The following is a 26,293-nucleotide window of genomic DNA, read 5'->3' as shown; positions in this document are numbered from 1 at the left end:
GCGACGGCACCCGGCCACGGCGCTCCGGCCCCGCGCGGTGCGCGATCAGCCGGGCAGGACCACCACGCGGCCGGTCGTCGTGCCGTCGGCGACCCGCTGGACGGCGTCCGCGGCACCCTCCAGGGCGACGCGCTCGCTGACGAGGGGCTTGATCGCGCCCTCGGCGGCGAGACGGGTGAGCTCGTCGTGACAGCCGCGCACGGCGGCGGGGTCGTGGGCGTTGTACAGGCCCCAGTGCAGGCCGACGATGGAGTAGTTCTTGACCAGCGCGTGGTTGAGGCCGGGGCTGGGGATCGTGCCGCTGGTGAAGCCCACGACCAGGATGCGGCCCTCGAAGGCGATGCACTTGGTGGACCGGGTGTAGGCCTCGCCGCCCACCGGGTCGTACACGACGTCGGCGCCGCGTCCGCCGGTGGCCTCCTTGACGACGGCCACGAAGTCCTCGCAGGTCCGGTCCACGACGACGTCGGCGCCCAGTTCGCGGGCGGCCTTGGCCTTCTCGGGCCCGCCGACCACGCCGATCACCGTGGCGCCCGCCGCCTTGCCGAGCTGGACGGCGGCGCTGCCGACACCGCCCGCCGCTGCGTGCACGAGCAGGGTCTCGCCGGCCCGGAGCCCCGCCCGCCGGTGCAGCCCGAACCAGCCGGTCTGGTAGCCGATGTGGAGGGCGGCGGCCTCGGCGTCGTCCAGCGCGGGGGGCGCGGGCAGCACGCTCGCGGCGGGGACGACGGCGAGTTCGGCGAAGGCACCGCCGGGCAGCGCCGCCGGGGCGATGACCCGGTCGCCGGCGACGTGCCCGGTGACCCCCTCGCCGGTCGCGACGACCTCACCGCAGAACTCGACGCCCGGGGTGAACGGCAGCGGCGGCCGCACCTGGTAGTGCCCGCGGCAGAGCAGCGCGTCGGGGAAGTTGACGTTGGCCGCGCGGACCTTCAGGAGCAGTTCACCGGGGCCCGGCTGCGGGTCGGGGACCTCGTCCAGGCGCATCGCCGCGCGCGGCTCCCCGTTCTCGTGCACTCGCCATGCCTTCATGCGGTCTGCTCCCGGTTCGGTTCAGGGCTGCCGCACGGAGTGCAGCAGCATGTCTGCGAAGTCGGCGGCGACCTGGTCGGCGGAGAGCGGCCCGTCCTCCCGGTACCAGGTGCCGAGGTGGTGCACGGCGCCGAAGAAGAAGTCGACGACGAGATCCGGCCGGACCTCCTGCCGGAACACGCCCTCGCGCTGCCCCTCCTCGACCAGTGCGCGGAACTTCTCGTGGTAGCGGCGGCGGTCGGCCCGCACCGCCTTCTGCTTCTCCGGGCTGAGCTGGTGCATCGACCGGAAGAAGATCTTGGTGTCGTCGAGGTTGCCGATGCTGGTGACGACGACGTCGGCGGCGGCCTCGACCAGGCGTCCCGCCACCGGAGCCGTCTCCTTGCCGGCGATCGCCTCCAGGCGCTGCATCTGCAGCCGCAGCACGCGCCCGTAGATCTCGTGCAGGAGGTCGTCCTTGCTGCCGAAGTAGTGGTAGAGCGCGCCCTTGGTGACGCCGGCCGCCTCGACGATCTCCTGCACCGACGTCCGGTCGTATCCGCGCTCGGCGAAGAGGCGGGTGGCCTCGGCGAGCAGCCGCTGGGGTACCGCGGTCGTGGTCGCCTTGGGTGGGGTGGTGCTCCGTGCCATGGCCTGCCCTCTCTCCGTACCGGTGCGGGACAGCATACCGACCGGTATGTGGCTCAATCCCGCCGTGCGCGCAGCTCCCTGCGGAGGATCTTGCCGCTCGACGTCTTGGGCAGCTCGGGCAGGACCTCGATCTCGCGAGGGTACTTGTACGCCGCGAGGTGCTCCCTGCAGTACCCGATCAGCTCGGCCGGGTCCGCCGCGGCCCCCGGCCGGAGGCTGACGAAGGCCTTCACCGACTCGCCCCGGTAGGCGTCGGGGACCCCGACCACGGCCGCCTCGCGCACGGCCGGGTGCGTGTACAGGACGTCCTCGACCTCGCGGGGCCACACCTTGAAGCCGGACGCGTTGATCATGTCCTTCTTGCGGTCGACGACGTAGAGCCAGCCCTCCTCGTCCATGAAGCCGATGTCGCCGGTACGCAGCTCGCCGCCGGGCAGGGCCTCCTGCGAGGCCTCGGGCCGGTTCCAGTAGCCCGGTACGACCATGGGCCCGCGGACGGCGATCTCCCCGTGCTCGCCGAAGGGCACGTCGGCGCCCTTGTCGTCGACGATGCGCACCAGCGTGCCGGGGCCGGGGACGCCGACCGAGAGCGTCCCGGAGACCGGGTCGACCGGGGCCTCCAGACCGGCCGGGACGCTGGCGCAGGGCGCGGTGCACTCGGTGAGGCCGTATCCGTTGCGCAGGTAGTGGCCGAAGCGGTCGCGGAAGGCGGCGACCAGCGCGGGCGGCACAGGGGCGCCGCCGGAGTAGAGCAGATGGAAGGAGGAGAAGTCCTCGGCGGTGGCGTCGGGCCGGGCCATGAGCGCCATGTAGGCGGTGGAGGGGCCGACCATGTACGCCGGACGGTGCTCGCGCAGCGCGTCGAGGACGACGCCCGGCTCGAAGCGGTGGGCCAGTGCCACGGTGGAGCCCGCGGCGAGGCCGGCGGCCAGCTGGCAGACCATGCCGGTGATGTGGAACAGCGGGGCGAGCGCGAAGAGCGTGGCGCCGTCGGGCAGGACGCTGTGCGCGCGCTGCCGGTCGGCGTTGTAGCTGATGTTGCCGTGGGTGTTCATCGCGCCCTTGGGGACGCCGCTGGTGCCCGAGGTGTAACTGATCAGCGCGATGTCGCCGGCGGTCAGGCCGGGGTCGGGCAGCGCCGGTCCTGCGGTGCCCGCGCGGGCGGCGGCGAGCAGGTCCTCCGCGTCGTCCGCCGGTGTGCGCCGCTCCGGCAGGACGCGCGCGTCGTTCCGGGTCTGCAGGTCGAGTTCACTGGTCGTCAGCGGGATCCGCACCGGTGAACCGGCCGCGGTCCGGCGGACGTGCGTGTCCCAGGCGCGGTCGGAGCAGACCAGGGCGGTCACCCCGGCGTCCTCCAGTACGTGGGCGAGTTCACGCTCCTTGTACATGGGGTTGACGGGCACGACCGTACCGCCGGCCTTCCAGGCGCCGAGCAGGGCGACGGCGAACTGCGGCACGTTCTGCAGGACGATCGCGAGCCGGTCGCCGCGCGCGAAGCCGCGGGCGGCCAGGTGCCGGGCGAGCCCGTCGGACAGTTCGTCGAGCGCGCGGTAGGTCAGCCGGCCGTCGAAGTACGCGAGCGCGGTGCGGCCGGGGACGCGGGCGACGACCTCGCGGAACGCGTGCAGCAGGGTGACCGGCGGGTCGGGGAGGGTGTGCAGCTCCTCGGCGAAGTGCCGCAGCCAGGGCTTGCCGTCGTACGGGCTCACGCGTCGCGGCCCTCCTCCAGCTTCCGCTGCACCCGGTTCATGCCGTCGATCCAGCGGTCGGTGTCCCCGGCGCGGGCGGTGTAGTAGGCGCCCGCCTCGGGGTGCGGCAGGATCAGGAAGCGCTCGTCGGCGATGCCCTGGAACACGGCCTCGGCGACGTCCTCCGGCTCGATGGCGGTGGGGGCGAGCACGAGGTCGCCGGCGTGCCCCGCCGCGCGCAGCATGTCGGTGCGCACCCCCTGGGGGCAGACGGCGTGGACGCGCACGCCCCGGTGGCGGTAGGTGACGGCGAGCCACTCGGCGAAGGCGAGGGCGCCGTGCTTGGTGACCGAGTAGGGGGCGTCGCCGACCATCGTCAGCAGCCCGGCGGCGGAGACGGTGGCGATGAAGCGGCCCTCGCCGCGCTCCAGCCATTCCGGGAGCAGCGCCCGGGCGGCGCGCACATGCGCCATGACGTTGACGTCCCAGACCCGTTCCCAGACCGCGTCGTCGGCCTCGGCCCCGGCCATGGCGCCGATGCCGGCGTTGGCGCAGAACACGTCGATGCCCCCGCCGAGCGCCGCGCGGGCCGGCTCGACGACCGCCGAGGCGTCGCCGGGGACGCAGATGCCGCCGATCTCGTCCGCGACGGTCTTGGCGGCGTCCTCGTCCAGGTCGTTGACGACGACGCGCGCGCCCTGCGCCGCGAATCTCCGGGCCAGCGCCGCCCCGATCCCGCCTCCGGCACCGGTGACCACCACCCGGGCATCGCGCAGCGCTTCCATCGCGTCTCCTTCGGCTCGGAACGGCTCCCGTCGGCATACTAAGCGGTCGGTCAGAACTTGGGAAGGGCGCGCCGCGCAGGTGCCGGAATTCCCCTCGCGCGGTGTATGGCCGCATCCCCGCCGGATTGGGATGATGCGACCGCATCGGTCCGGGCGAGCCAGGGGGACGGTCATGCCGGAAATGAGTGTCGAGCCGTACTGGGAGCTGACCTTCGACGCGGACGGCGATCCCGACCGGGCACAGCGCGACCGGCTCACCGCGGGCGTCGGCGCGAAGGGCCTCACCGACCTGCTGGTCTTCTCGCACGGCTGGAACAGCGACCGCTCCGGCGCGACCAGCCTCTACGACCGTTTCCTCGCCCCCGTCCCCGGACTGCTCGCCGGCCGCGCCCGACCCGGCGCGGTCATCGGCTACGCGGGCGTGCTGTGGCCCTCCATGCGCTTCTCCGACGAGCCGATCCCCGACTTCGACGCCCTCCTGCCCGGCCCGGAACCGCGGCGGCCAGAGCCGGCGCTCGACGCGGCCACCCGTGACGCGCTCGTGGCGGTCTTCCCCGGCCACGAGGACGAGATCCGCCGGATCGCCGAACTGCTGGAGGAACGCCCCGACGGCGAAGAGCCGTTCGCGGAGTTCGCCGCCCTGGTGCGGCGGCTGACCGGGGTGCCGCCGCAGGCCGTGGCGGGGCTGTGCGCGGACGACACCTCCGACGCGGCGCCGGGGGCCGAACCGGCCGTCCTGTGCGGCGACCCCGTGGCCGCCTGCGAGGAGTACGCGGCGGCCCTGGAGGGCGGCTCCGGGCTGCCGCTGGCGGGCGGCGGCTGGACGCGGCTGTGGAACGGCGCCAAGGAGATGCTGCGCCAGGCGACGTACTACGCGATGAAGCGGCGGGCCGGGACGGTGGGCGAGCGCGGACTGGGCCCCCTCCTGGGCCGGCTCGCGCGGGCCCACCCCTCGCTCTCCGTCCACCTGGTCGGCCACAGCTTCGGCGGCCGGCTGGTCTCCTACGCGCTGCGCGGACTGCCCGACGGGGTACGCGCCGTGAAGTCGGTGACCCTGCTCCAGGGCGCCTTCTCGCACTACGCGTTCGCGTCACGGCTCCCCCACGACGGGGCCCACGGCGGCGCGTTGAGCGCCGCCCGGCTCAAGGTGGCAGGTCCGGTGGTGTCCTGCTACTCCCGCCACGACACGGCGCTCGGCACGATGTACCCGATCGCCTCCCGGCTGGCGGGTGACGATCGGGGGTTCGGGCCCGACCTCGACGACCGCTGGGGCGCGACGGGCCACGACGGCATCAAGGCGGTCGACGACACCATGGACGTGCCGCTGGCCGAGGCGCTGCGGGGGGCGTTCCCCCGGGCCGGGTGCGTGAGCGTGGACGCCTCGGCCGTGGTGCGCAGAGGGGGGCCGCCCTCCGGGGCGCACAGCGACATCTGCCACCCCGAGCTGGCGCGGATCGTGTTGCGCGCGGGCCGGCTCCTGGCCTGAGGCCGTGGGCCGGGCGCCGGCCCGCGCGGGCCGTGCACGACGGGTCAGCGGTGGGCGGGGAACTCCACGACCTGCTGGTAGGTCGGGCGGTTCTGCCAGCTGATCTTGCCGTGCTTGATGCCGCCGAGGGTGCGGTGGATGACCGTGTCGGCGCACCACTGGTCGCCGGCCGAGCAGTTCTCGTCACCCGGGTACACCTGGGCGGCGGTCCTGGCGGCGGCCTGCTTGAGGGTGCCGCTCAGCACGTCCCGGCAGGCCGCGAGGTCGCCGCCGCCGCAGTACGGGCGCGCCAGGCCGCCCTGCACGGGTTCGCCGAGCACCGTCCGTATGTCCTTGTCGACATAGGACCACCAGCCGTACTGGAAGGAGCTGCCGGCGTGCGACCCGGTCGGGCCGTGCCCGGCCGAGGGCGCCTCGTCGACGGTGAGGTTGGCGGTCAGCGCCGCGTACAGCTCGCTCCCCAGGCCCGGTTCGAACTCGGCCCGGACCAGCAGCGGCCACCACGCGTCCATGATCCGCACCGCGTCGGCGTTGGCGTAGGCGTGCGAACCCGGCGAGGTCTCCCGGCGCTTGGCGCCGGCGGTCACCCAGTCGGAGAGCTTGGTGACGGCCGCGGACACCGCGGGGTCGGAGACCGTGCCGCTGCGCAGCACCTTGAGCAGGTCGGGCAGCACGTCCTCGCCGCGCAGGTCGGTCAGGGCCGCATCGGCCATCGCCCTGGTCAGCTGGGCCCGCGTGACCCCGCCCGCCGCGACCAGCTTCTTCACCCGGTCGTCCAGGAGGTTGCCGCGGTGCACCGAGCCGTTGCCGAACCCGGCCGCGTCGTAGTCCTTGGCCTGCCGGTTGTTCCAGGAGACGTAGTAGTCCTGGCCGACGGACTGCGGGTGCTCCGAGGCGGGCGTGTAGTCGGCGGTGTTGTGGGCGGGGTCGAAACCGCGCCACTCGTAGGCGGGCTCGGCCAGGACCGGGAAGGTCGGGTCGACGTCCGCGGCCCGCACCGGGTTGGCGCCGCTGTTGAAGTAGGCCGCCTGCCGGGAGTCGGCGTAGAACCAGTTGAAGGTGTAGTTGATGTGCTGGACGGCCTGCTGGAAGGAGGCCGCGTCGGTGACGGCGGCCGGGTCGTTGAGCATCTGGAAGCCGACGACCGAGTCGGCCTCGTGCATGTAGGAGCTGCGCAGCGACACGTAGGCGACCTTCTTGCCGCCGATCGTGGCACGGTGCGTCACCGGGCCGTACTCGGTGCGGTAGATCTGCATCCGGTAGGAACCGGCCGCGGTGCCGTCGGCGGTCGTCGGCTTCCAGGAGTTGCTGCGCTCCAGCTTCTCCATGGCCGTGCAGGTGCCGCGGTGGAGGTAGTGGACGTCGTCCTGGCAGAGCTCCACCGTGTAGGTGTCGGTGATGTCCTGGGCCGAGGTGGTCGCGCTCCACGCGTAGTCCTGGCCACGGCCCAGCTCCACGTACATGCTCAGCCCCGCGAAGGAGGCGCCGCGGGCGCTGATGCCGGGGCCCTGGATCTCCTGGAGCATCAGCAGCTGTGGCGCGAAGTAGCCGGTCTGCGGGCCGAAGACGGCGATCGGGTGGCCGCTCGCGGTGTGTGCGCCGCTGACCAGCAGCGCGTTGGACATGCCCCGGGTGTTTGCGGACAGGGCCGTGGTGGTGGCGCTCTTCGAGGCCGCGGACGCCTTCGCGGTGCCCGCGCTGCCGGTGCGGTCGTAGACCAGCGGCTCCACCGTCACGCTCCCGGCGTCGGGCAGCGCCCTCCCCTGCGGGTTCTCCGGCCGGACGGCGTACGGGAAGCTCCGGCCGTCGTGCACGGTCAGGGCCGCCTCGGGGTCGTTGCGCTCGCGGAAGGACTCCCAGACCCTGGTGCCCTCGGTGACCCCGTACTTCTGCTGGGCGGCCAGCAGGGACAGGGCGTTGGTCACCTCGCCACCGCCTCCGGTGCCGAACAGCGCACCGATCACGGACGCCAGGGCGATCAGGTCGGTGGACTTGAACCTCTCGATGGTGCCGGCGTTGGTGATGGCGTCCTTGTGGCCGGTCAGCACGTACTCACCGGGGAAGTAGCGGCCGCTGTCGGAGGCCTCGATGTAGGCGTTGATCCCGTCGACGTAGGCGTTGACGTCGGCCAGCGCCTGCCGGCCGCGCTCCCCGTTCTGCGTGGCGATCCAGTCGACCTGGGCCTGCAGGTCCTCCTCGGTGTACGGCGCTGCGCGCCAGAACTCCTGCTCCAGCCCCTGGTTCGCGGGGGCGCCGCCGGCGAAGGAGGTCAGCCGGCCGCGTCCCACGTGCCGGAACAGGTCCATCAGCCAGAGCCGGTCCTGCGCCGCGGCGTACCCGGCCCCGAACTCCGTCCCGTACCGGGTCGTGCCGGAGATGTGCGGCACCCCGGTCTTCTTGTCCCGGGTGATCGTCACGTCGCTGCGGGGCGAGGTCGTCGAGGCGACCTGCCCGGACGGGACGCCGAAGGAGGCGTCGTTGAAGAAGGTGTTGATCGTGGCGTCGGTGAGGTTCTGGTACCCGCCGGCCAGGTTCGCGTACGGCCCGAGCTGGTCCTCCGCGTGCTCCGGCTGGGTGCCGAAGATCTGGTTGAGCAGGATCTGGGCGAGGGTGGCGTTGCCGTTCTCACCCGGCGGCAGGATGTCCGAGCACCGCCCCTGGCAGTAGTCGGTGACGGGGGCGGCGTGCGCCGCCATGGGCAACGGCGCGACGAGGCTCGCACCCAGCGCGAGGACCGCCGCTGCGGCGGTCGTTCTGATTTTTGTCCTGAACCTGCCAAATCTGGCTCGCATGACCACTCCTCACGAAGCGCGGTGTGACGCAGGTTACTTCGAAATATGACCCCCCGGTAAGATGAACATGCGTCACGTTTGAGCTACGCCATCCCGGCTGGAACTCGCCGCCCCGGGGATGGATCCGGAACGCCGTCCGTTACGTCCATTCGACAGCGATGCGACACCGACGACGGAGGTGGCACACACCATGGCCGGATTCCGGAGCCTCGCCAGACAGGTGCGCGATCCCCGGCGCTCCCCCACCCAGCGCCGCACCTACCTGCGCAGGTGCCTCGAGCGCTTCGCGCCGTACGGGCACCGCGCGACCTGGGACCACCTGTGCGCCGGCGCGGGGATCGCGCCCGACGACCGCGAGCCGGACCCGGTCCGGCTCGTCACGGCCCTCGCGGAACTGGAGGAGGCGCGAGCGGTCTGGCTCACCTACGAGGGGGAGTTCGCGGCCCGCCGCAAGGAGGAGAAGTTCTACGGCATCCGGCAGCCCGGCGCGCTCGACGACTGGCACCGGCGCACCTGGGGCGGCAACGGGGTCGCCTGGTGCGAGGACCCCCGCGTCCACCCCGACGACCGGCTGGCCGACGTACTGCGGCGCATCATCGCGGCGATCGACGCGGGGCCCGGTACGGGGTGCCCGGTCTGCGGCGAGTCGCACCTGCGGTGGCGGAACGGGCTCAACCACTACCCCGGGGCGGGGCCCGTGTGCGGGCGGTGCGGGATCGTGGTCCCGCTCCCGGTCCTCTGCGAGGCCGCGCTCGCGGAGGCGCGCGGTGCGCTCGCCCCCACGGGGTGAGCCTGCGCGCGGTGCCCGGCTTGCGACCCGCGGTGCCCCTCGCGGCCTGTTCTTGTGTGCGGGTGCGTTGCGCCTGCGAGCGGCTGCTTCGGGCTGCCCGGGTGTTTGTGTGCCGGTTGTTTGCGCCTGCGGCGGGCATCCCGCACACGAGGCACCGGGCCCCACGAACACACCGCGCTACTGACACCCCGCGGCCGTGGTGCGACGATGCCACCCCAGGCAACGCACACCCTCGCGCGACGGGACGGGACCGGCACATGGCGGAGCTGCACGATCTGACGGCGCTGGAGCAGGGGAAGGCGATCAAGGCCGGGGAGGTCTCCCCGACGGAACTCGCCGAGCACTATCTGGACCGCGTCGACCGGCACAACGACACCCTCGGGGCGTTCATCACCGTGACCCCGGAGATCGCCCGCAAGCAGGCCGCCGACGCCGAGTCGGAGGCGCTCGCGGCCCGCCGTGAGGACCGCCAAGGGCAGCTGTCGCCGCTGCACGGCGTCCCCGTTCCGGTCAAGGACCTCAACTTCGTGGCCGGCGTGCGCTGCACCCTCGGCTCGCAGGCGTACGCCGACCACGTGCCGGACGTCGACGACCACGTCGCCGCCAAGCTGCGCGCGGCCGGGACGGTCCTGCTGGGCAAGACCAACACCCCGGAGTTCGGGCTGCCCTGCTACACCGAGAACAAGCTCGCCCCGCCCGCCCGCACCCCGTGGGACCTGGAGCGGTCCGCCGGCGGCTCCAGCGGCGGCGCGGCGGCCGCGGTCGCCGCGGGGCTGGCGCCGGTCGCGCAGGGCAGCGACGGCGGCGGCTCGATCCGCATCCCCTCCTCCGTCTGCGGCCTGTTCGGCATCAAGCCCAGCCGCGGAAGGGTGAGCGCGGGCCCGGTGCAGCACGACGTCAGCGGTCTGAGCGGCAGCGGCCCGATAGCCCGTACGGTCGCGGACGCGGCGGCCCTGCTCGACGTCCTGGCGGGCCCAATGCCGGGCGACCCGTACAGCGCGCCGTCGTTGCCGCCCGGTGAGTCCTTCTCCTCGTACGTCACCCGTGAGCCGGGAACGCTGCGCGTGGTGGGGCTGCCGCAGCCCCCCGTGCCCGGGGTCGAACTGCACCCGGACTGCCGCGCCGCGTACGAGGGGACCGCGGAACTGCTGCGCGGGCTCGGCCACCAGGTGGACGAGATCGAACTGCCCGTCGACGACGCGATCCTGCACGCCTTCACCCGGGTGTGGGGCGTGATGGCCACCGTCTACCCGGTGGCGCCGGATCAGGAGGAGCTGCTGATGCCGCTCACGCGGCACCTGCGTGCCGAGGGCGGCAAGGTGAGCGGCCCGGACTTCGCGGCGTCGCTGTACGCGTTCCGGGCGCTGGGGCAGCTGATCGCGGACGCGCTGCTGTCCTCGTACGACCTGGTGCTGACCCCGACGCTGGCGCAGCTCCCGGCGTTCGTCGGGAGCGCGGGCCTGCGGGACGACGACGACCCGGCGGCGGAGTTCGCGGGGCTGGCCGCCTACACGCCGTTCACCCCGATCTTCAACGCCACCGGTCAGCCGGCCGTGAACGTGCCGCTGCACTGGACGGAGGAGGGGCTGCCGATCGGTGTGATGTTCGGCGGCCGTTACGGGGACGAGGCCACGCTCATCTCGCTGTCGGCGCAGCTGGAGGCGGCCCGTCCGTGGGTCGGCCGCAGGCCCGCGATCTGGTAGCGGGCGCGGGGCGCGGCGGCGGCTCCGTACCGAGCAGCCGCCGCGCGCCCGGTCCCTGGTCTCCGAGCGTGTCGCCGGGGTTGGACAGGGCGCAGCGGTCCAGGGAGAGGCAGCCGCAGCCGATGCAGTCGTCGAGGCTGTCCCGGAGGGCGGTGAGCCGGTCGATGCGGGCGTCGAGTTCGGCCCGCCAGCCCGCGGAGAGCCGGGCCCAGTCGGCCCGGTCCGGGGTGCGGCCCTCGGGCAGGCCGTCCAGCGCCTCGCGGATCGCGGCGAGCGGCATGCCGACCCGCTGCGAGGCCCGGATGAAGGCGACGCGGCGCAGGGTGTCGCGGGTGTAGCGGCGCTGGTTGCCTGCTGTGCGGCGGCTGCGGATCAGGCCCTGGGCCTCGTAGTAGTGCAGCGCGGAGACGGCGGCCCCGCTGCGCCCGCTCAGCTGGCCGACGGTCAGTTCGCGGTGCTCGCCCGGGATCCTCGCCACGTGCCGACTCTACGGGAGCTGGGCGAGCCGCTTGCGGTGCGGAACGCTCGTGCGCCACAGCCGGACGCAGGAGACGAGCGCGGCGGCGACCAGCAGCGCGTTGCGGACGGCGACGATGGCGGCGCCCTGCCAGGTGGCGGCGGTGACGTCCGTGAAGAACAGCGGGTAGTCGACCGTGGTGACGGCGGTGGCGAGCAGCACCAGCGCGGCGACCGGCCGTTGGGTGGTCTGCCGCACGGTGAGGCAGACCGCGCCGAGGCCGATCAGCCAGACCAGGTACTGGGGGCTGATGACCCGGCTGGTGACGGTGAACAGGAGCACGGCGGTGAGCGCCGCGTCGTACGGCGTGGCCGGGGTCCAACGGGCCGCCCTCACGCGCCACATCAGCAGCCACACCAGGGCGATCCCGGTGAGCAGCAGGGAGGCGGTGGTGATCTCGGCGACGTACGGGCCGGTGAACTCCAGCGACCCGTAGTGCGCGACCACGCGCCCGGGCCAGCCGAACATCTCGGCGACGTGCAGGAAGGTGCCGCCGAGGGACTCGATCTCGACCCCGCGGTGGTGCTGCGCGGACAGGAAGCCGAGGGCGCCGCGGAACGCGGTGCACAGCACCAGCAGCAGCCCGCCCGCGGACAGGGCGAGCGCGGTCCAGGCCTGCCGGGTGGTCCGGCCGCGCGGGGTGCCGAGCACGGTCAGCACGGGCCAGAGCTTGATCAGGGCGGCGAGCCCGGCGAGCGCGCCGCCGAGCCGCGGCCGCGCGGGCAGCGCGAGCAGCGCGCCGACGGCGACGACGGTGACCATCAGGTCGTACCGGGCGTAGGGCAGCTGCATCAGCAGCGGCAGGGCGAGCGCCCACAGCCACGCACCGGCCGTGCTGCGTCCGGGCCGGCCGGTCCCGGCCCGCAGCAGGAGGAGCAGGACGACGGCGTCGGCGGCGAGCGACAGCAGGACGAAGCCCTGCAGGTAGCTGAGCCCGGGCAGCAGCGCCGGGGCGAGCATCACCAGCGCGGCCCCGGGCGGGTACTGCCAGGTCACGTCGCCCACGGGGAAGGTCCCGTGCGCGAAGCCCTCGCTCCAGTGGCGGTAGAGGAAGTGCACCTCGCGGGCGATGTCGCCCTGCCCGCTGCGCAGCAGGGCCAGCATGACCACCCGGCTGGCGAGCCAGTAGACGGCGAGGGCGAGCCAGCTCTGGGGCCAGGTCGCGGGGCGCAGCAGGACGGTGCGGACGGCCGCCGGGGAAGGGGTGCCGTCGCCGCTTCGGACCTCCACCGGGTGCCAGTCGGACGGGCTGGTCTCCGTGGGGGCCTCGGCCACTTCCGTCTCCTCCACCGGCGCGAACAGGGGCATACGGAGATGAAAGATAGTCACAAACCGGATGAACGGCCCTTGATACGCGCCGGGTGCGGGGCGTTGACACGGATCCTCCGCGGAGACCATGCTGAGCAAGCGCTTGGACAGTACGGGAGGCATGACATGGGACAGCCCAGGATCTTCACCTCGGTCGGCGAACTGAAGGACGCCATCGGGGAGGACCTCGGGACGACCGGCTGGCTGGAGGTCGACCAGAAGCGGATCGACCTGTTCGCGGACGCCACCGGGGACCACCAGTGGATCCACGTGGATCCGCAGAAGGCGGCCGAGGGCCCCTTCGGCACCACCATCGCGCACGGCTACCTGACGCTGTCGCTGATCCCGTCCCTCACCCCGGAGCTGCTGCGGGTCGAGGGCGTGAAGATGGGCGTCAACTACGGCGTGAACAAGGTCCGTTTCCCCTCCCCCGTGCCGGTCGGCTCACGGCTGCGGGCCGGCGGCCGGATCGCCGAGGTGAGCGAGGTCCCCGGCGGCGCCCAGCTCGTCGTGGCGATCACCGTGGAACGGGAGGGCGGCGACAAGCCGGTGTGCGTGGCCGAGACGGTCGTCCGCTTCTACCTCTGACGGGGCGCGTACCCGACCATGCGCAGGGCGAGATCGGCGTACAGCGCGCCGATCTCGTCCGGCGTCCTGCGCCCGCCGGGGTTGAACCAGCGGGCCACGTCGATGCAGAGCGACAGCAGCGCGACGGTGGTCCCGGAGACGTCCGGCACGTCGAAGTCCCCGGCCTGCACGCCGTCGTGGATGACCGAGCGGACCGCGGCCTCGCTCTCCCGGCGCAGCTCCACCACCTCGGTGTAGTGCTCGGGGCCGAGCGCGCCGAGCTCGTACTGCACGACGCGGCCCGTGGTGTGGTGCTCCGCGTGCCAGCGGACGAAGGAGCGCACGGCCGTGGCCAGCCGTTCGGCGGGGCCGCCCCCGCCGTCCGCGGCGTCCTGGAGCAGCCCGAGGGAGAGCCGGTGCCCGACCACGCTGATCTGGTAGAGCAGCTCTTCCTTGGTCTTGTAGTGGATGTAGAGCGCCGCGGGGCTCATGCCGGCCCGGCCCGCGATGTCGCGCGTGGTCGTCGCGTGGTAGCCGCGCTCCGCGAACGCCTCGACCGCGGCGATCACCAGCCGCCTGGCGGCATCAGGGGTGATGCCGGTCCACGCCTCGGTCCGCTCCGACTGCTCCGCCTCCACGTCCATGGCGGACACCCTACATGGACGCTGAGCAAGCGCTTAGATACCGAGCGGTCGGTCGGCGCCGGCCGGCCCCGTCAGAAGGCCGCGATCCCCGTCAGCTCCCGGCCGATCAGCAGTTTCTGGATCTGGCTCGTGCCCTCGTAGAGGGTCATCACGCGGGCGTCCCGCAGCAGCTTGCCCACGGGGTACTCGTCGATGTAGCCGTAGCCGCCGAACACCTGCAGCGCGTTGTTGGCACAGCGCACCGCCGCCTCGCTCGCGAAGAGCTTCGCCTTGGACGACTCCGCCGCGAAGGGCCGGCCCCGGTCGATGAGGTCGGCGACCCGCCAGGTCAGCAGCCGGGCCGCGTCCACGTCCAGGGCGATGTCCGCGAGCAGCTCCTGCACCAGCTGGTGCGCGGCGATCGGCTTGCCGAACTGCACGCGGTCCTTGGCGTAGCCCACGGCCGCGTCCAGCGCCGCCTGCGCGATGCCCACGCACCCGGCGGCGACCGACATGCGGCCCTTGGCCAGGGCGGACATCGCCACCGAGAAGCCCTTCCCCTCGGGCCCGAGCATCGCCGAGGCCGGCACGCGCACGTCCTCCAGCACCAGCTCCGCCGTGGCCTGGCCGCGCAGCCCCAGCTTCCCGTGCACCTCGTGCCGGGCGAGGCCGGGGGTGCCGGTGGGCACGAGGAAGGCGCTGACGCCCTTGTGGCCGGGGAGGTCGTTGGTGCGGGCGAAGAGCAGGACCACGTCCGCCCAGGTGCCGTTCGTGATGAACATCTTGGCGCCGTTGATCACGTAGTCGCCGCCCTCGCGCCGAGCCCGCGTGGTCAGGCTGCCGGCGTCCGACCCGGTGCCGGGCTCGGTCAGCCCGAAGCAGCCCACCGCCTCGCCGGAGGCCAGCCGGGGCAGCCAGGCCCGCTTCTGCTCCTCGGTGCCCCAGTGGGCGACGGACTTCGCCACCAGCCCGAGCGAGACGGAGACGATCCCGCGCACGGACGAGTCACCGCGCCCCAGCTCCTCGGTGACCAGGCAGTACGCCAGGTGGTCGCCGCCCGAGCCGCCGTACTCCTCCGGGATGGTCAGCCCGAGGAAGCCCACGGCACCCAGCTTCTTGACGATGCCCCGGTCCACGCGCTCCGCCCGGTCCCACGCGGCCGCGTGCGGCACGATCTCGCGCTCGGCGAACTCGGCGGCCAGCGCGCGGACCGCGGCCTGCTCCTCGGACAGCTCAAGATTCACGGCGCACCTCGGTTCGGCCTTAAATTATCACTGCTAGTTTCCTGGCGGCAGCCTCTACTATGTGCCGCATGGCCCGCCCCCGCAAGCCCCTGCTCAGCCGAGAACGCATCGTCGCCACGGCACTCGCGCTCGTGGACGGGGAGGGACTGCAGGCCGTCTCCACGCGCCGTCTCGCGGCGGAGCTCGGCGTCAGCGGGCCGAGCCTCTACAACCACTTCACGACCAAGGACGGGATCCTGGACGCGGTCGCCGACGCGGTCGTCGGCGAGGTCGACCTCTCCATGTTCGACGACGGCCGCGACTGGCGCGACGCCCTGGTCGCCTGGGCGCGCTCCTACCGCGCCGCGCTCGCGGCCCACCCGCAGATCGTCCCGTTCCTCGCGCAGGGCCCGGGCCGCCGTCCGGCGGGCCTGCGCATGGCCGACGCGGTCTTCGGCGGCATGACCGCCGCCGGCTGGCCCCCGGCCCACGCCACCCGCGTGGGCGCGCTCATGCGGTACTTCGTGGCGGGTTCGGCGCTGGGGTCCTTCGCGCGGGGGTTCGTCGACGACCCGTCGGCGTACGACCCGGCGGACTACCCGCACCTCGGGCAGGCCCACCTGCTCGCGCAGCGGCAGGCACAGGTGGACGAGGGCGCCTTCGAGACGGGCCTGCGCGCCCTCGTCGACGGCCTCGCGGTGCAGTTCGCTGCGCTCGGCCGGGCACCGGCCCCCGAGGCCCAGTAGGCCTCACAGCTCGCAGGGGGCGGCGAAGCAGACGGGGTGCGTGCGCCAGTCGTCGTCGGCGTCCACGCCGCCGCCGTAGCCGTCCCCGTCGTGGTCACCGCGGCCCGGGTCCCAGTGGCCGCCGTCCCAGCCGTCGGACCCGATCCGGCCGCCGGAACCGTCCTGGCTCATGTCGTCGGTGTGGAGGAGCGTCGAGTACGACCCGGAGTCATCGGCGAACGCGGTCGTGGGCAGCAGCGCGCCTCCCGTCACGAAGGCGGAGGCGGCGGCGAGCGCGAAGAAGCGGCGGGTCAGGATCTTGTGCGGCATGGGAGTTCCCCTCGGGCGGGGGCCGCCTGTGCGGCCCGCGTATCTGGACTCCCTCCAGTAGGCGGTGCGTGCCCCCTCCCGGTCACGCCCCTTCATTTCGTGGCTTGACACGGTTGAGGCGTCCATGTGCGGGTGCGGCGCAGTTGTGGTTGCGGTTGGGAGTTTCCCGCCCTCCCTCCCCCAGCCTTCGGCCGGGGGAGTGCCCCGCCCCGCGCCCTCCGTATCGTGCGGCGACTAACGGCCGGACGGGGTTCAGAAGGCGGTCCGGGGTCGCCGCAAGTGCCTTACTCACCCCCCCCCGGCCGTCATGCGCCCGCACTACGGGAGGGGGTGTGGCGGGGTGCGCCCGGAAGCGACGAGCGGCGGACCCGGGCGCCGAATGACGTAGGGCCAAACCGCGAGCGCTGTGGGGGTCCCCCCGGCCGAAGGCTGGGGGAGTGCGCCGGCGCGGCCCCGACCCAGGCACACGATGCGAGACCCGCACTGACCGCGCCGGATGGGGGTCCCCCCGGCCGAAGGCTGGGGGAGGGCGGGAGGGCGGGGGATGCCCGCCGCAGGCGCAACGAACCCGCGGACGGCGACGAACCGGTCAGAAGACGACCAGCGCCCGCCCGCCCTTCCCCGAAAGCATCGCCGAGAACGCCCCCGGAATCCCCTCCAGCCCGATCCGCTCCGTGACCATCGCCGACAGGTCGAGCCGCCCCGCCCGCACGTGCTCCGCCAGCACCGGCAGGTCCCGCGCCGGGTCGCTGTTCCCGTACACGCACCCGGACAGCGTGCGCCCGAAGTGGAAGAGCTCCAGCGCGGAGAAGGAGACCAGGTCCCCCTTCCCGCCGATGCCCACCACCGTCGTGCGCCCGCCGCGCCGCGTCGAGGACCACGCGGAGCGGATCGTCTCGCCGCCCCCCACGCACTCGATGGCGACGTCCGCCCCGTGCCCGCCGGTCAGCGCGCGGATGCGCTTCGCGACGTCATCCCCCGCGAGGAGGAACTCCGTGGCGCCCGCGGCCCGCGCCAGGGCCTCCTTCGCCGGGGAGACGTCGACGGCCACGACGGCGCCCGCCCCCGCGATGCGGGCGGCCTGGAGGACGGCGAGGCCGACGCCCCCGACGCCGAAGACGGCGACGGACTCCCCGGGGCGCACCCCGGCGCTGTGGTGGACCGCCCCGTAGCCGGTGAGCACGGCGCACCCGAGGAGCGCGGCCTCGGTGAGCGGCACCCCGTCCGGGAGGGGCAGCACCGCGGCCGCCGGGACCACGGTCTCCTCGGCGAACGCGGCCGTCCCGAGCCCCGGGTAGAGCTCGTCCCCGCCGCCCACGAGCTTGGCGTAGGGCACGCCCGCCGCCGCGCCCGCGGCGGCGCACAGCCAGGGCTCGCCGAGCCCGCAGTAGTGGCAGGCGCCGCAGGAGGGCGCCCAGTTGAGGATGACGGGGTCGCCCGGCGTCACGCCCGTGACGCCCTCGCCCACGGAGACGACCCTGCCGGCGCCCTCGTGGCCGAGGACGGCGGGCACGGGCTGCCGCAGCGTCCCGTTGGACAGGGACAGGTCGGAGTGGCACACCCCGGCCGCGGCGAGCCTGACCCGTACCTGGCCCGGCCCGGGTTCGGGCAGGTCGATCTCGGCGAGGGTCAGGGGCGCGTTGACGGCGGGCAGTACGGCGGCGCGGACCACGGTGTTTTCTCCTGCGCTCAGAACTGGAGGGACTTGGTCTGGAGGTATTCGGTGATGCCGTGCGGGCCGAGTTCGCGCCCGACACCGGACTGCTTGTACCCGCCGAACGGGGCCAGCGGGTTGAAGCGGCCGCCGTTGATGTCGACCTGGCCGGTGTCCATGCGCCGGGCGAAGGCGACGGCCGCCGCCTCGTCGGCCGCCCAGACCGCCCCGGCGAGGCCGTAGACGGTGCCGTTGGCGATGCGCAGCGCGTCCTCCTCGTCCTCGTACGCCAGGATCGACAGGACGGGGCCGAAGATCTCCTCCTGGGCGATCGTCATCTCCGGGGTGACGTCGGCGAAGACGGTGGGGCTGACCCAGTAGCCGCGCTCCCGGGGGGCGTCGGTGCCGCCGGCCACGAGGCGGGCGCCCTCCTCGACGCCCTTGGCGATGTAGCCGCGGACGCGCTCGTGCTGCTTGGCGTTGACGACGGGGCCGATGCGCTCGCCGGGCACGTACTTGGCGGCGGCCGTCACGGCGAGGGCCACCGCCTCCTCGTACCGGTCCCGGTGGACGAGCATCCGGGTCCAGGCGCTGCACGTCTGGCCGCTGTTGGACATGACGTTGGCGACGCCGACGTTGACGGCCTTGGCGAGGTCCGCGCCCGGGAGGATGACGTTGGCGGACTTGCCGCCGAGTTCCAGGGCGACGCGCTTGACGGCGGCGCCCGCGGTCGCGGCGATCTGCCGGCCGACGGCGGTGGATCCGGTGAAGGAGACCAGGTCGACTCCTTCGTGGGCGGCCAGGGCCTGTCCGGCGACCGGGCCGAGACCCGTGACGAGGTTGAAAACGCCCGCGGGCACGCCCGCTTCGTGGACGGCCTCGGCGAAGAGCTGGGCGACCAGCGGGGTGTCCTCGGCGGGCTTGAGGACGACCGTGCAGCCGGCGGCGAGCGCGGGGGCGACCTTGGCGACGATCTGGTGGAGCGGGTAGTTCCAGGGGGTGATCGCGCCGACCACTCCGACGGGCTCGTGGAGGACGGTGGAGTTGCCGATCCGCTCCTCGAAGGCGTGGCCGGCGGCGAGTTCGGCGTACGAGCCGGCGACCGCGACCGGGAGCCCCGCGTGGACCGCCTGGCTGAACGGCAGCGGCGCGCCCAGTTCGGCGGTGACGGTCTCGGCGATCTCGTCGCGGCGCGCTGCGAGGGTGTCGCGCAGCGCGGCGATCCGGGCGGCCCGTTCGGCGGGCGGCGTGGCGGCCCAGCCGGGGAACGCGGCCCGGGCGGCGCTGACCGCCGCGTCGACGTCGGCGGCGGTACCCGCGGGCACGGTGGCGAACACCTGCTCGTCGGCGGGGTTGACGACGTCGATCGTCTCCGTGCCGGCGGCGGGCCGCCATTCGCCGTCGATGTACATCCCGTCGTGCGGCTTCATCCCTTGTCCTCCCGGGCGGACCTGCCGTGGCCCGCCCAAACTAGCGCCGATAGTTTTCCGTTTCCAGGGCGGCACCCCGTGCGGTGGGTCACGCCGGGGCGACCTGGACGGGGAATCCGTTGAGGACGGCCGTGCCCGACAGCGGGTCGAGCAGGGTGCCGTCGAGCAACTGGTTGAGGTTGGCGCCCGGTTCGCGGGACGCGACCGTCAGCCGGGTGCCCGCGCGGTCGTGCCCCCAGCCGTGCGGCAGGCTCACCACGCCGGGCCGGACCGCGTCCGTGATCTCGACCGGGGCCTCGATCTCGCCGCCGTCGCCCTTGATGCGGGCGGGCGCCGCGTCGGTGAGGCCGAGGCGGGTGGCGTCCTCGGGGTGCACCTGGAGGGTGCAGCGGTTGCTCCCGCCGGTGAGCGCGGGCACGTTGTGCATCCAGCTGTTGTTGGAGCGCAGGTGGCGGCGGCCGATGAGGACCAGCCCGTCCCCGGACCTGCCGGTGACCGCCGCCAGCAGCCGGGGCACGTCGGCGGTGAGCGGCGCGGGCGCCAGTTCGATCGTGCCGGAGACGGTGCGCAGCACCTCGGGGACGCGGGGGCGCAGCGGGCCGAGGTCGATGCCGTGCGGCCGGTCGAGGAGGCTGCGCAGGGTGAGGCCGTCGGGGTCGGCGCCGAAGCCGTCGCCGTACGGGCCGAGCCGCAGCATCATGTCGAGCCGCCGCTCGTAGCCGGTGCCTCCGGTGAGCGCGGCGGCCAGTTCGGCGGGGTCGCGGCCGTGGACCGCGGAGTGCGGGTCGGCGGTCTCCTTGGCCAGGCGGTGGGTGACGGCCTGCTCGTCGACGAGCGCGGGGTCGGCCTCCGGGCCGAAGCCGCCGAGGAGGAGGGCGAGCCGGGCGAGGATCTCCGGCTCCCCGGGCCTGCCGTCCTCCAGGGGGATCGCGGGCGGGCTGTAGCGGGCGTTGTTGCGCACGGAGAAGTTGCCGAACGCGAAGTCGTAGTGGGCGCTGCGCGAGGGCGGGGGCGGCGGCAGGACGACGTCCGCGTGGCGGGTGGTCTCGTTGAGGTACGGGTCGACGCTGACCATGAAGTCCAGCCCCGCCAGGGCCCGGTCGAGGCGCGCCCCGTCGGGGGCGGACAGCACGGGGTTGCCCGCGATGGTGACCAGGGCGCGCAGTTGCCCGTCGCCGGGGGTGTCGATCTCCTCGGCGAGCGCGGCGGCGGGCAGCTCGGAGGCGACCTCCGGGTGGCCGGAGACCCGGCTGTGCCAGCGGCCGGTGGTGAATCCGCGGCCGGGACCGGCCGGGCGCGGGGCGCGTGCCGTGGCCGGCAGCGGGAACATCGCACCGCCGGGGCGGTCGAGGTTGCCGGTCAGGATGTTGAGGACGTCGATCAGCCAGCTGGCGAGGGTGCCGAAGCGTACGGCGGTGCTGCCCAGGCGTCCGTAGACGGCGGCGCTGGGGGCGGCGGCCAGGTCGCGGGCGAGGCTGCGGATGAGCTCGGCGGGGACGTCGCAGTACGGGGCGACCGCCTCGGGGGTGAAGTCGCGGGCCAGTGCGCGGACCTCGTCGACACCGGTGACGTGGCCTTCGAGGTGGCCGAGGCCGGTGAGCCCCTCCTCGAACAGCACGTGGACGACGGCGAAGAGAAGCGCGGCGTCGGTGCCGGGGCGCGGGGCGATGTGGAGGTCGGCGCGTTCGGCGGTGCGGGTGCGCTTGGGGTCGATGACGGTGAGTCTGCCGCCGCGGCGGCGCAGCGCCTTGAGCTTGCCGGGGAAGTCGGCGGCCGTGGCGAGGCTGCCGTTGGACACCAGGGGGTTGCCGCCGATGACGACCAGGTGGTCGGTGCGGTCCAGGTCGGGCACGGGGACGGCGAGCGCGTCCCCGTAGAGGTGGCCGCACGCGGCCTGCTTGGGCATCTGGTCCAGGGTGCTGGCGGAGAACAGCGCCCGGGTGCCGAGGGCACGGATGACCGTCGGCGGGTAGAGGCCGCCGGCGATGGTGTGCACGTTGGGGTTGCCCAGGTAGACGCCGGTCGCCGCGGTGCCGTGGGTCGCGCGGACGCGGGCGAAGCCCTCGTCGACGGCCGCGTACGCCTCGGCCCAGGTGGCCTCGGTGAGCACGCCGTCGCGGCGTACGAGCGGGCGGGTCAGCCGGTCGGGGTCGCCGTCGACCTCGCCGAAGGAGGCGCCCTTGGGGCAGATGAAGCCCGCGCTGAAGACGTCGTCGCGGTCGCCGCGGGCGCCGGTGACCCGGTCCGCGTCGATGGTCAGGGTCAGTCCGCACGTGGCCTCGCACAGCGGACAGATACGCAGGGCGGTACGACTGCTGGCCATCGGGCCTCCCGGGGCAAGGACGCTTCCTCGTGTGCGGTCACCATACCGACCGGTATGCATGTCGGGATAGCACTCGCGGCGCTACGGCTCCAGAACGCCTGCGAGGTACGCGCGGAGCAGCACCTTCGTCTCGGCGATGAGCGAGGCGTCGCCCTGCGGCTCGGCGCGGAAGGCCATCTTGAGCAGGGCGTCGGCGGCCTCCACGCCCACCACGAAGGCGGTCCGCAGTCGCCGGTCGTCGGTCACGGCCACGCCGGCGGCGCCGAGCGGGGCGATGAGCAGGGCCCGCAGCCGGTCGGCGACCAGGTGGTTGGCCAGGTCGTTCACGGCGGGGCCGGGAGCCGGGCCGGCGAAGCTGACGAGGGCGAAGCCGGGCACGGTGCGCCGCATGGCGACGTACTGGTCGACGACGACGTCGATCAGGCGGCGCCAGTCCCCGGGGCCGCCGGGGGCCGTGCCACGCGGGGCCGCGCCGCCGGGGGCCGGGCCGAGGGCGTCGAGGGCGTCGAGGCGGTCGGTGACCCCGGCGAGGTACTTGTCGAGGTTGCGGCGGGCGAGGGCGTCCGCCATGGCGCGCTTGTTGGAGAAGAAGCGGTAGACCGAGCCGATCGGCACGCCCGCGCGGGCGGCCACGTCCCGCGTGCTCAGCTCCTCGTAGCCGCCCTCGTCGAGGATCGCCGCGGCCGCGTCGAGGATCCGGGCGAAGCGTTCGGCGCTGCGCTGCTGGACGGGTACGCGCCGGAGACCGTTGCCGCTGCTGTGCACGAGGTCCATCATGCCGGTTTTCCACAGGGACAGGCCGATCCCTTGCGGGGTTGATTCCTATGGACAACCATAGGAATCGTGACCAGCACAGAGATCGCCAGCACAGAGATCCAGGCCGGCAGGGACCTCGCCTACCTCCCCGGCTTCGGCAACGAGCACATGAGCGAGGCGGTCCCCGGAGCGGTTCCGGTCGGCCGCAACTCACCGCAGCGCGCCCCGCTCGGCCTCTACGCGGAGCAGCTGAGCGGCACCGCCTTCACCGAGCCGCGGCATCACAACCGCCGCTCGTGGCTGTACCGCATCCGCCCCTCGGCGGCCCATCCGCCGTTCCGCCGCATCGCCAACGGGCGGCTGCGCAGCGCGCCCTTCACGCAGGCCGAGCCCGATCCCAACCGGCTGCGTTGGAGCCCGCTGCCGCTGCCGCAGGAGCCGGCCGACTTCGTGGACGGCCTGGTCACCGTCGGCGGCAACGGTGACGTGCTGCGCCGCGAGGGCATCGGCATCCACTGGTACGCGGCCAACCGCTCGATGGCCGACCGGGTGTTCTCCTCCTCCGACGGCGAGCTGCTGATCGTGCCGGAGCGCGGCCGGCTGCTGATCCGTACCGAACTGGGCGTCCTGGCCGCCGGGCCGGGCCACGTGGCGCTGGTGCCGCGCGGGGTGCGCTTCCGCGTCGAGCTGCCGGACGGGGAGGCGCGCGGCTACGTCTGCGAGAACTACGGCCAGTCCTTCCGGCTGCCCGACCTCGGCCCGATCGGCGCCAACGGCCTGGCCAACGCGCGGGACTTCATGGCGCCGGTCGCGGCGTACGAGGACCGCGAGGAACCGGTGGAGGTGGTGAACAAGTTCGGCGGCAACCTGTGGGCCGCCGAGTACGGCCACTCCCCCCTCGACGTCGTCGGCTGGCACGGCAACCTGGTGCCCTACGTCTACGACCTGCGGCGCTTCAACGTGCTCGGCTCGGTCAGCTACGACCACCCCGATCCGTCGATCTACACCGTGCTGACCTCGCCCTCCGACACCCCGGGCCTGGCCAACGCCGACTTCGTGGTCTTCGCGCCGCGCTGGCTGGTCGGCGAGGACACCTTCCGCCCGCCGTACTTCCACCGGAACGTGATGAGCGAGTTCATGGGGCTCGTCGAGGGCGCGTACGACGCCAAGGCGGAGGGCTTCGTCCCCGGCGGGGCGTCGCTGCACAACATGATGTCGGCGCACGGCCCGGACCGGACCACCTTCGACAAGGCGAGCGCCGCCGAGCTGGTCCCGCAGAAGGTGGACGACGGGCTGGCCTTCATGTTCGAGACGCGCTGGCCGGTGGTGGCGACCCCGGAAGCGCTGGGGGCGGAGCACCTGCAGCGGGACTACGACGGCGTGTGGCGGGGGCTTGAGCGACACTTCAGGCCATGACGACGAGCCCGAGCAGCACCTTCGCCCCCGACTCGCTGGTCCTGAACCGCAAACTCCCCTTGTGGTACCAGGTCTCGCAGTCCCTGCGCGCCTCGATACTCGGCCGTCGTCCGGACGCCCCGCTGCGGCTGCCGACCGAGGACGCGCTGGCGGGGCACTACGGCGTCAGCGTGCTCACGATGCGGCAGGCGCTGAAGGAGCTGGAGGAGGAGGGGCTGATCAGCCGCCACCGGCGGCGCGGCACGTTCATCGAACCGGCCGCACGGCGCGGGGCACCGGTGCGGCTGCTGGGCTCGGTCGACGCGATCGTCGCGCAGCAGTCCGGGGACCGCACCAGCGTGCTCGGCCACGGCCCTGCGCCCGTGCCGCAGGAGTACGCCGAGCACTTCCCCGGGCTGCCGGAGGCCGTCGCCTACCGCCGGCTGCGCTGCGACGAGTCGGGTGAGCCCACCAACTGGGCGGAGAACTTCGTCCTGCCGGAGCTGGCCGCCCGGATCGACCTCGCGGACCTGGCGCGCTGGCCGATGACGAAGGTGCTCCGGGACGCCCTCGGGGTTCGGATCAGCCGCATCACCGACACCGTCGAGGCCCGGCTGGCCGACCCGGACACCGCCCGGCTGCTGCAGGTGCCCCTGCTCAGCCCGATCCTGCACTACACGGGGGTGACCTACGACGACACGGGCCGCGCGGTCGACGTGGTGCGCATCCGCTACCGGGGCGACCGCTTCTCCTTCACCGTGACCGTGGAGGCACCCTGAGGGGCGTCAGTAGCATGCCCACGGTGAGCGATGTGAGCGATGAAGCGCCGACGCTGGCCGACCTGATGCCGTGGTCCGTCCCGCCCCTGCGCCTGGGGCGGAGCTGGGTCATGGCCCCCGAGGCGGCGACCCTCACCTCGCGCTGGGACCGGCTGGTGAAGGCCGGGGGCGCCGAGCGCGAGCGGCTGTTCCATCCGACCCGGGCGCGCACCCCGCGCACCGCCGTCGCCCAGCTGCCGGGCCACCCGGCGTCCACCACCCGGCTGGAGCGCGAGGAGGGCCCCTGCGCGGAGCCGGTGCGGGTGCTCCACGGCCCGCACGACCTGCAGTGGCTCATCCCCGACCAGCGCCTGATCGACGCCGCCCGCCCCGAGTTGTGGCGGGTCGCCGACGAGGACCACCAACTGTACGCGGTGGAACTCGCGCGCCTGCCGCAGGTCCCGGGGCCGCCGCTGGCCTTCTCCGCGCTGCTCCCCGACGGCCACTCCCCCGCCGGCCGGCCCGGCCGGATCCGGCCGTTGTTCCGCCGCCCCGGCGGACGGGACCCGAACCTCGCGCCGGGTCTGCTGGACCGGCTCGCCCGCCGGCTGGACACCCCGGTCGGCGCACAGGACGTGCTCGCCTGGGTCGCCGCGCTCGCCACCGGCTCGCCCGTCGAGGTCCCGCTCACCGCCGATCCGGCGCTGTGGGCGGAGGGCGTCGCGCTGGGCCGCCGTCTGCTGTGGCTGCACACCCGGGGCGCACGCTTCGCCGATCCGGCGGAGGACCGCCCCGCGGGGCATCCCCGGCTGCCCGGCGGCCGGCGCCCCTACGTACGGGCGCCGCTGCCCGACGTGCCGCGGGAGGCCCCGTCGTACGACCCGGAGGAGCAGGCGCTGGTGCTGGGGAGCGGGCGGGTGGCACCGGTGCCGCAGGCGGCCTGGGAGTTCCACGCCGGGGGGACGCGGGTGCTGGAGACCTGGTTCGAGCGGCGGCTCCCCACCGGGGCGGCGGAGGGACTCGACGCGGTCCGGCCCGCCGCCTGGCCGCGGGCCAGGACGACCGAACTGCTGGAGCTGATCAGCGTGCTGGCGATGCTGGCGGAGCTGCGGCCGTCCCGTCGCGCGCTCGCCGCCCGGGTCGCGGACGGCTCGCGGATCAGTGCCGCCGAGCTGCGCGCGGCCCGCGTCCTGCCGGTGCCGGATTCCGCGCGCCGCCCGGCCTCCGTGCTGGATCACCACGAAGAGGGGCCGGACGGGCAGTTCGCCCTGCTGTGACCACAAGTCGACACGACAACAGGCTCGGACGGAGTACACCGACGCGCCGCATGACGCAGCGCGGTGCCGGGACGGTGTACTGCGCCCGAGCCTGTCCGCTGATAAGGAACGCCGAGAACGCCTCCGGTCAGCCGCGGCTGCCGAAGAGCGAACGGCGCAGCCGCCGCAGCGGCGCGAACAGCGACACACGCGCCCCGCGGTTGGCGTTCGCGCGCACGTGGTCGCGCGAGGTCAGCTCGCGCATCAACAGCGTGGCCTCCTCCGCCTCCCGTTGCGGCACGGCGGGGCCGGCCAGCACCGAGAGATGGCGGTCGAGACGCGCGCTGGACGCGCTGCTCCCGCACGTGACGGCAGGCACTCGCGGCCTGCTCCGCATTGCTATCTGATCCATGACACTCCCCACCCGTTCGAGGGCACCCGGCACCGGGCAGGGTAACCCTATCGTCCTGCGGCGTCACCTATGCATCCGCGTTCCCGGATTCACCTGCCCGTCAAGGGGGT

23 protein-coding genes are annotated in these 26,293 nt (G+C 73.8%); 8 read left to right on the top strand and 15 right to left on the bottom strand.

Annotated features, from left to right (window positions below; genetic code table 11):
- Positions 1-45: 45 nt before the first annotated feature.
- Genes ACFYYN_RS28645 through ACFYYN_RS28630 form a run of 4 tightly spaced genes read right to left on the bottom strand, consistent with a single transcriptional unit; the run spans position 46 to position 4,135 of the window.
- The gene (locus ACFYYN_RS28645; protein ID WP_500439035.1) at positions 46-1,032 is read right to left on the bottom strand and encodes an NADPH:quinone oxidoreductase family protein; all 987 of its coding nucleotides are present in this window, start codon (positions 1,030-1,032) and stop codon (positions 46-48) included.
- 21 nt (positions 1,033-1,053) lie between these two features.
- On the bottom strand, positions 1,054-1,662 hold the full coding sequence (locus ACFYYN_RS28640; RefSeq protein WP_500548062.1) for a TetR/AcrR family transcriptional regulator: 609 nt from the start codon (positions 1,660-1,662) through the stop codon (positions 1,054-1,056).
- A gap of 53 nt (positions 1,663-1,715) precedes the next feature.
- A complete protein-coding gene (locus ACFYYN_RS28635; RefSeq protein WP_500548061.1) occupies positions 1,716-3,371 on the bottom strand; it encodes a long-chain-fatty-acid--CoA ligase in 1,656 nt (551 codons plus the stop codon).
- A complete protein-coding gene (locus tag ACFYYN_RS28630; RefSeq protein WP_500548060.1) occupies positions 3,368-4,135 on the bottom strand; it encodes an SDR family oxidoreductase in 768 nt (255 codons plus the stop codon). The genes ACFYYN_RS28635 and ACFYYN_RS28630 overlap by 4 nt, the downstream gene beginning before the upstream one ends.
- A gap of 181 nt (positions 4,136-4,316) precedes the next feature.
- On the opposite strand from ACFYYN_RS28630, the gene ACFYYN_RS28625 reads away from it, so the two are divergent.
- Positions 4,317-5,621, top strand: a complete 1,305-nt coding sequence (locus ACFYYN_RS28625) for a lipase family protein (protein WP_500548105.1) — start codon at positions 4,317-4,319, stop codon at positions 5,619-5,621.
- A gap of 44 nt (positions 5,622-5,665) precedes the next feature.
- Here the strand turns inward: ACFYYN_RS28625 and ACFYYN_RS28620 are convergent, their stop codons facing one another.
- Complete coding sequence (locus ACFYYN_RS28620) at positions 5,666-8,413, bottom strand: penicillin acylase family protein (protein ID WP_500548059.1); 2,748 nt, start codon at positions 8,411-8,413, stop codon at positions 5,666-5,668.
- A 190-nt stretch (positions 8,414-8,603) separates the two neighbouring features.
- Here ACFYYN_RS28620 and ACFYYN_RS28615 point away from each other — a divergent pair, with 190 nt between their 5' ends.
- Together ACFYYN_RS28615 and ACFYYN_RS28610 are read left to right on the top strand one after the other, a co-directional pair.
- Positions 8,604-9,203 (top strand): hypothetical protein, encoded by a 600-nt coding sequence (locus ACFYYN_RS28615; protein WP_499511009.1) that lies wholly within the window; start codon positions 8,604-8,606, stop codon positions 9,201-9,203.
- A gap of 257 nt (positions 9,204-9,460) precedes the next feature.
- A complete protein-coding gene (locus tag ACFYYN_RS28610; RefSeq protein ID WP_500548058.1) occupies positions 9,461-10,906 on the top strand; it encodes an amidase in 1,446 nt (481 codons plus the stop codon).
- On the opposite strand, the gene soxR is transcribed toward ACFYYN_RS28610, so the two are convergent.
- A complete protein-coding gene (gene soxR / locus ACFYYN_RS28605; protein ID WP_500439033.1) occupies positions 10,839-11,384 on the bottom strand; it encodes a redox-sensitive transcriptional activator SoxR in 546 nt (181 codons plus the stop codon). The two genes, ACFYYN_RS28610 and soxR, sit on opposite strands and share 68 nt — an antisense overlap.
- 9 nt (positions 11,385-11,393) lie before the next feature.
- Positions 11,394-12,731, bottom strand: coding sequence for a glycosyltransferase 87 family protein (locus tag ACFYYN_RS28600; RefSeq protein ID WP_500548057.1), 1,338 nt, complete (start codon positions 12,729-12,731; stop codon positions 11,394-11,396).
- Between the two features lie 126 nt (positions 12,732-12,857).
- On the opposite strand from ACFYYN_RS28600, the gene ACFYYN_RS28595 reads away from it, so the two are divergent.
- Complete coding sequence (locus tag ACFYYN_RS28595) at positions 12,858-13,319, top strand: MaoC family dehydratase (protein ID WP_499511013.1); 462 nt, start codon at positions 12,858-12,860, stop codon at positions 13,317-13,319.
- Here the strand turns inward: ACFYYN_RS28595 and ACFYYN_RS28590 are convergent.
- Positions 13,310-13,942, bottom strand: coding sequence for a TetR/AcrR family transcriptional regulator (locus ACFYYN_RS28590; protein WP_500548056.1), 633 nt, complete (start codon positions 13,940-13,942; stop codon positions 13,310-13,312). The genes ACFYYN_RS28595 and ACFYYN_RS28590 overlap by 10 nt on opposite strands.
- A gap of 71 nt (positions 13,943-14,013) precedes the next feature.
- The gene (locus ACFYYN_RS28585; protein WP_500548055.1) at positions 14,014-15,165 is read right to left on the bottom strand and encodes an acyl-CoA dehydrogenase family protein; all 1,152 of its coding nucleotides are present in this window, start codon (positions 15,163-15,165) and stop codon (positions 14,014-14,016) included.
- Positions 15,166-15,233: 68 nt separating this feature from the next.
- Here ACFYYN_RS28585 and ACFYYN_RS28580 point away from each other — a divergent pair, with 68 nt between their 5' ends.
- Entirely contained in the window at positions 15,234-15,890 is a 657-nt protein-coding gene (locus ACFYYN_RS28580) for a TetR/AcrR family transcriptional regulator (RefSeq protein ID WP_500548054.1), read from the top strand.
- 3 nt (positions 15,891-15,893) lie between these two features.
- On the opposite strand, the gene ACFYYN_RS28575 is transcribed toward ACFYYN_RS28580, so the two are convergent.
- The 5 genes from ACFYYN_RS28575 to ACFYYN_RS28555 all read right to left on the bottom strand — a co-directional run bounded on the left by ACFYYN_RS28575 (position 15,894) and on the right by ACFYYN_RS28555 (position 22,383).
- The gene (locus tag ACFYYN_RS28575; protein WP_500548053.1) at positions 15,894-16,199 is read right to left on the bottom strand and encodes a hypothetical protein; all 306 of its coding nucleotides are present in this window, start codon (positions 16,197-16,199) and stop codon (positions 15,894-15,896) included.
- Positions 16,200-16,788: 589 nt separating this feature from the next.
- On the bottom strand, positions 16,789-17,871 hold the full coding sequence (locus ACFYYN_RS28570; RefSeq protein WP_500548052.1) for a zinc-binding dehydrogenase: 1,083 nt from the start codon (positions 17,869-17,871) through the stop codon (positions 16,789-16,791).
- A 17-nt stretch (positions 17,872-17,888) separates the two neighbouring features.
- Positions 17,889-19,283 carry an aldehyde dehydrogenase family protein gene (locus tag ACFYYN_RS28565; protein ID WP_500548051.1) on the bottom strand — a complete coding sequence of 465 codons (1,395 nt, stop codon included), beginning with the start codon at positions 19,281-19,283 and terminating at the stop codon, positions 17,889-17,891.
- 88 nt (positions 19,284-19,371) lie between these two features.
- Positions 19,372-21,606, bottom strand: coding sequence for a molybdopterin oxidoreductase family protein (locus ACFYYN_RS28560; RefSeq protein WP_500548050.1), 2,235 nt, complete (start codon positions 21,604-21,606; stop codon positions 19,372-19,374).
- 81 nt (positions 21,607-21,687) lie between these two features.
- The gene (locus ACFYYN_RS28555) at positions 21,688-22,383 is read right to left on the bottom strand and encodes a TetR/AcrR family transcriptional regulator (RefSeq protein ID WP_500548049.1); all 696 of its coding nucleotides are present in this window, start codon (positions 22,381-22,383) and stop codon (positions 21,688-21,690) included.
- Between the two features lie 66 nt (positions 22,384-22,449).
- Here ACFYYN_RS28555 and hmgA point away from each other — a divergent pair, with 66 nt between their 5' ends.
- From hmgA to ACFYYN_RS28540, 3 genes are read left to right on the top strand one after another with little or no spacing between them, the layout of a single operon-like run.
- Positions 22,450-23,778 (top strand): homogentisate 1,2-dioxygenase, encoded by a 1,329-nt coding sequence (hmgA, locus tag ACFYYN_RS28550; protein ID WP_500548048.1) that lies wholly within the window; start codon positions 22,450-22,452, stop codon positions 23,776-23,778.
- Positions 23,775-24,536, top strand: coding sequence for a GntR family transcriptional regulator (locus ACFYYN_RS28545; protein ID WP_500548047.1), 762 nt, complete (start codon positions 23,775-23,777; stop codon positions 24,534-24,536). The genes hmgA and ACFYYN_RS28545 overlap by 4 nt, the downstream gene beginning before the upstream one ends.
- A 14-nt stretch (positions 24,537-24,550) precedes the next feature.
- Entirely contained in the window at positions 24,551-25,792 is a 1,242-nt protein-coding gene (locus tag ACFYYN_RS28540; RefSeq protein WP_500548046.1) for a type ISP restriction/modification enzyme, read from the top strand.
- 127 nt (positions 25,793-25,919) lie between these two features.
- On the opposite strand, the gene ACFYYN_RS28535 is transcribed toward ACFYYN_RS28540, so the two are convergent.
- The gene (locus tag ACFYYN_RS28535; RefSeq protein WP_499511025.1) at positions 25,920-26,183 is read right to left on the bottom strand and encodes a hypothetical protein; all 264 of its coding nucleotides are present in this window, start codon (positions 26,181-26,183) and stop codon (positions 25,920-25,922) included.
- Positions 26,184-26,293: the final 110 nt, after the last annotated feature.

The organism is Streptomyces sp. NPDC001902 (assembly GCF_042891295.1).
Lineage (GTDB): Bacteria > Actinomycetota > Actinomycetes > Streptomycetales > Streptomycetaceae > Actinacidiphila.
This window is presented reverse-complemented; position numbering and strand designations above follow the sequence as displayed.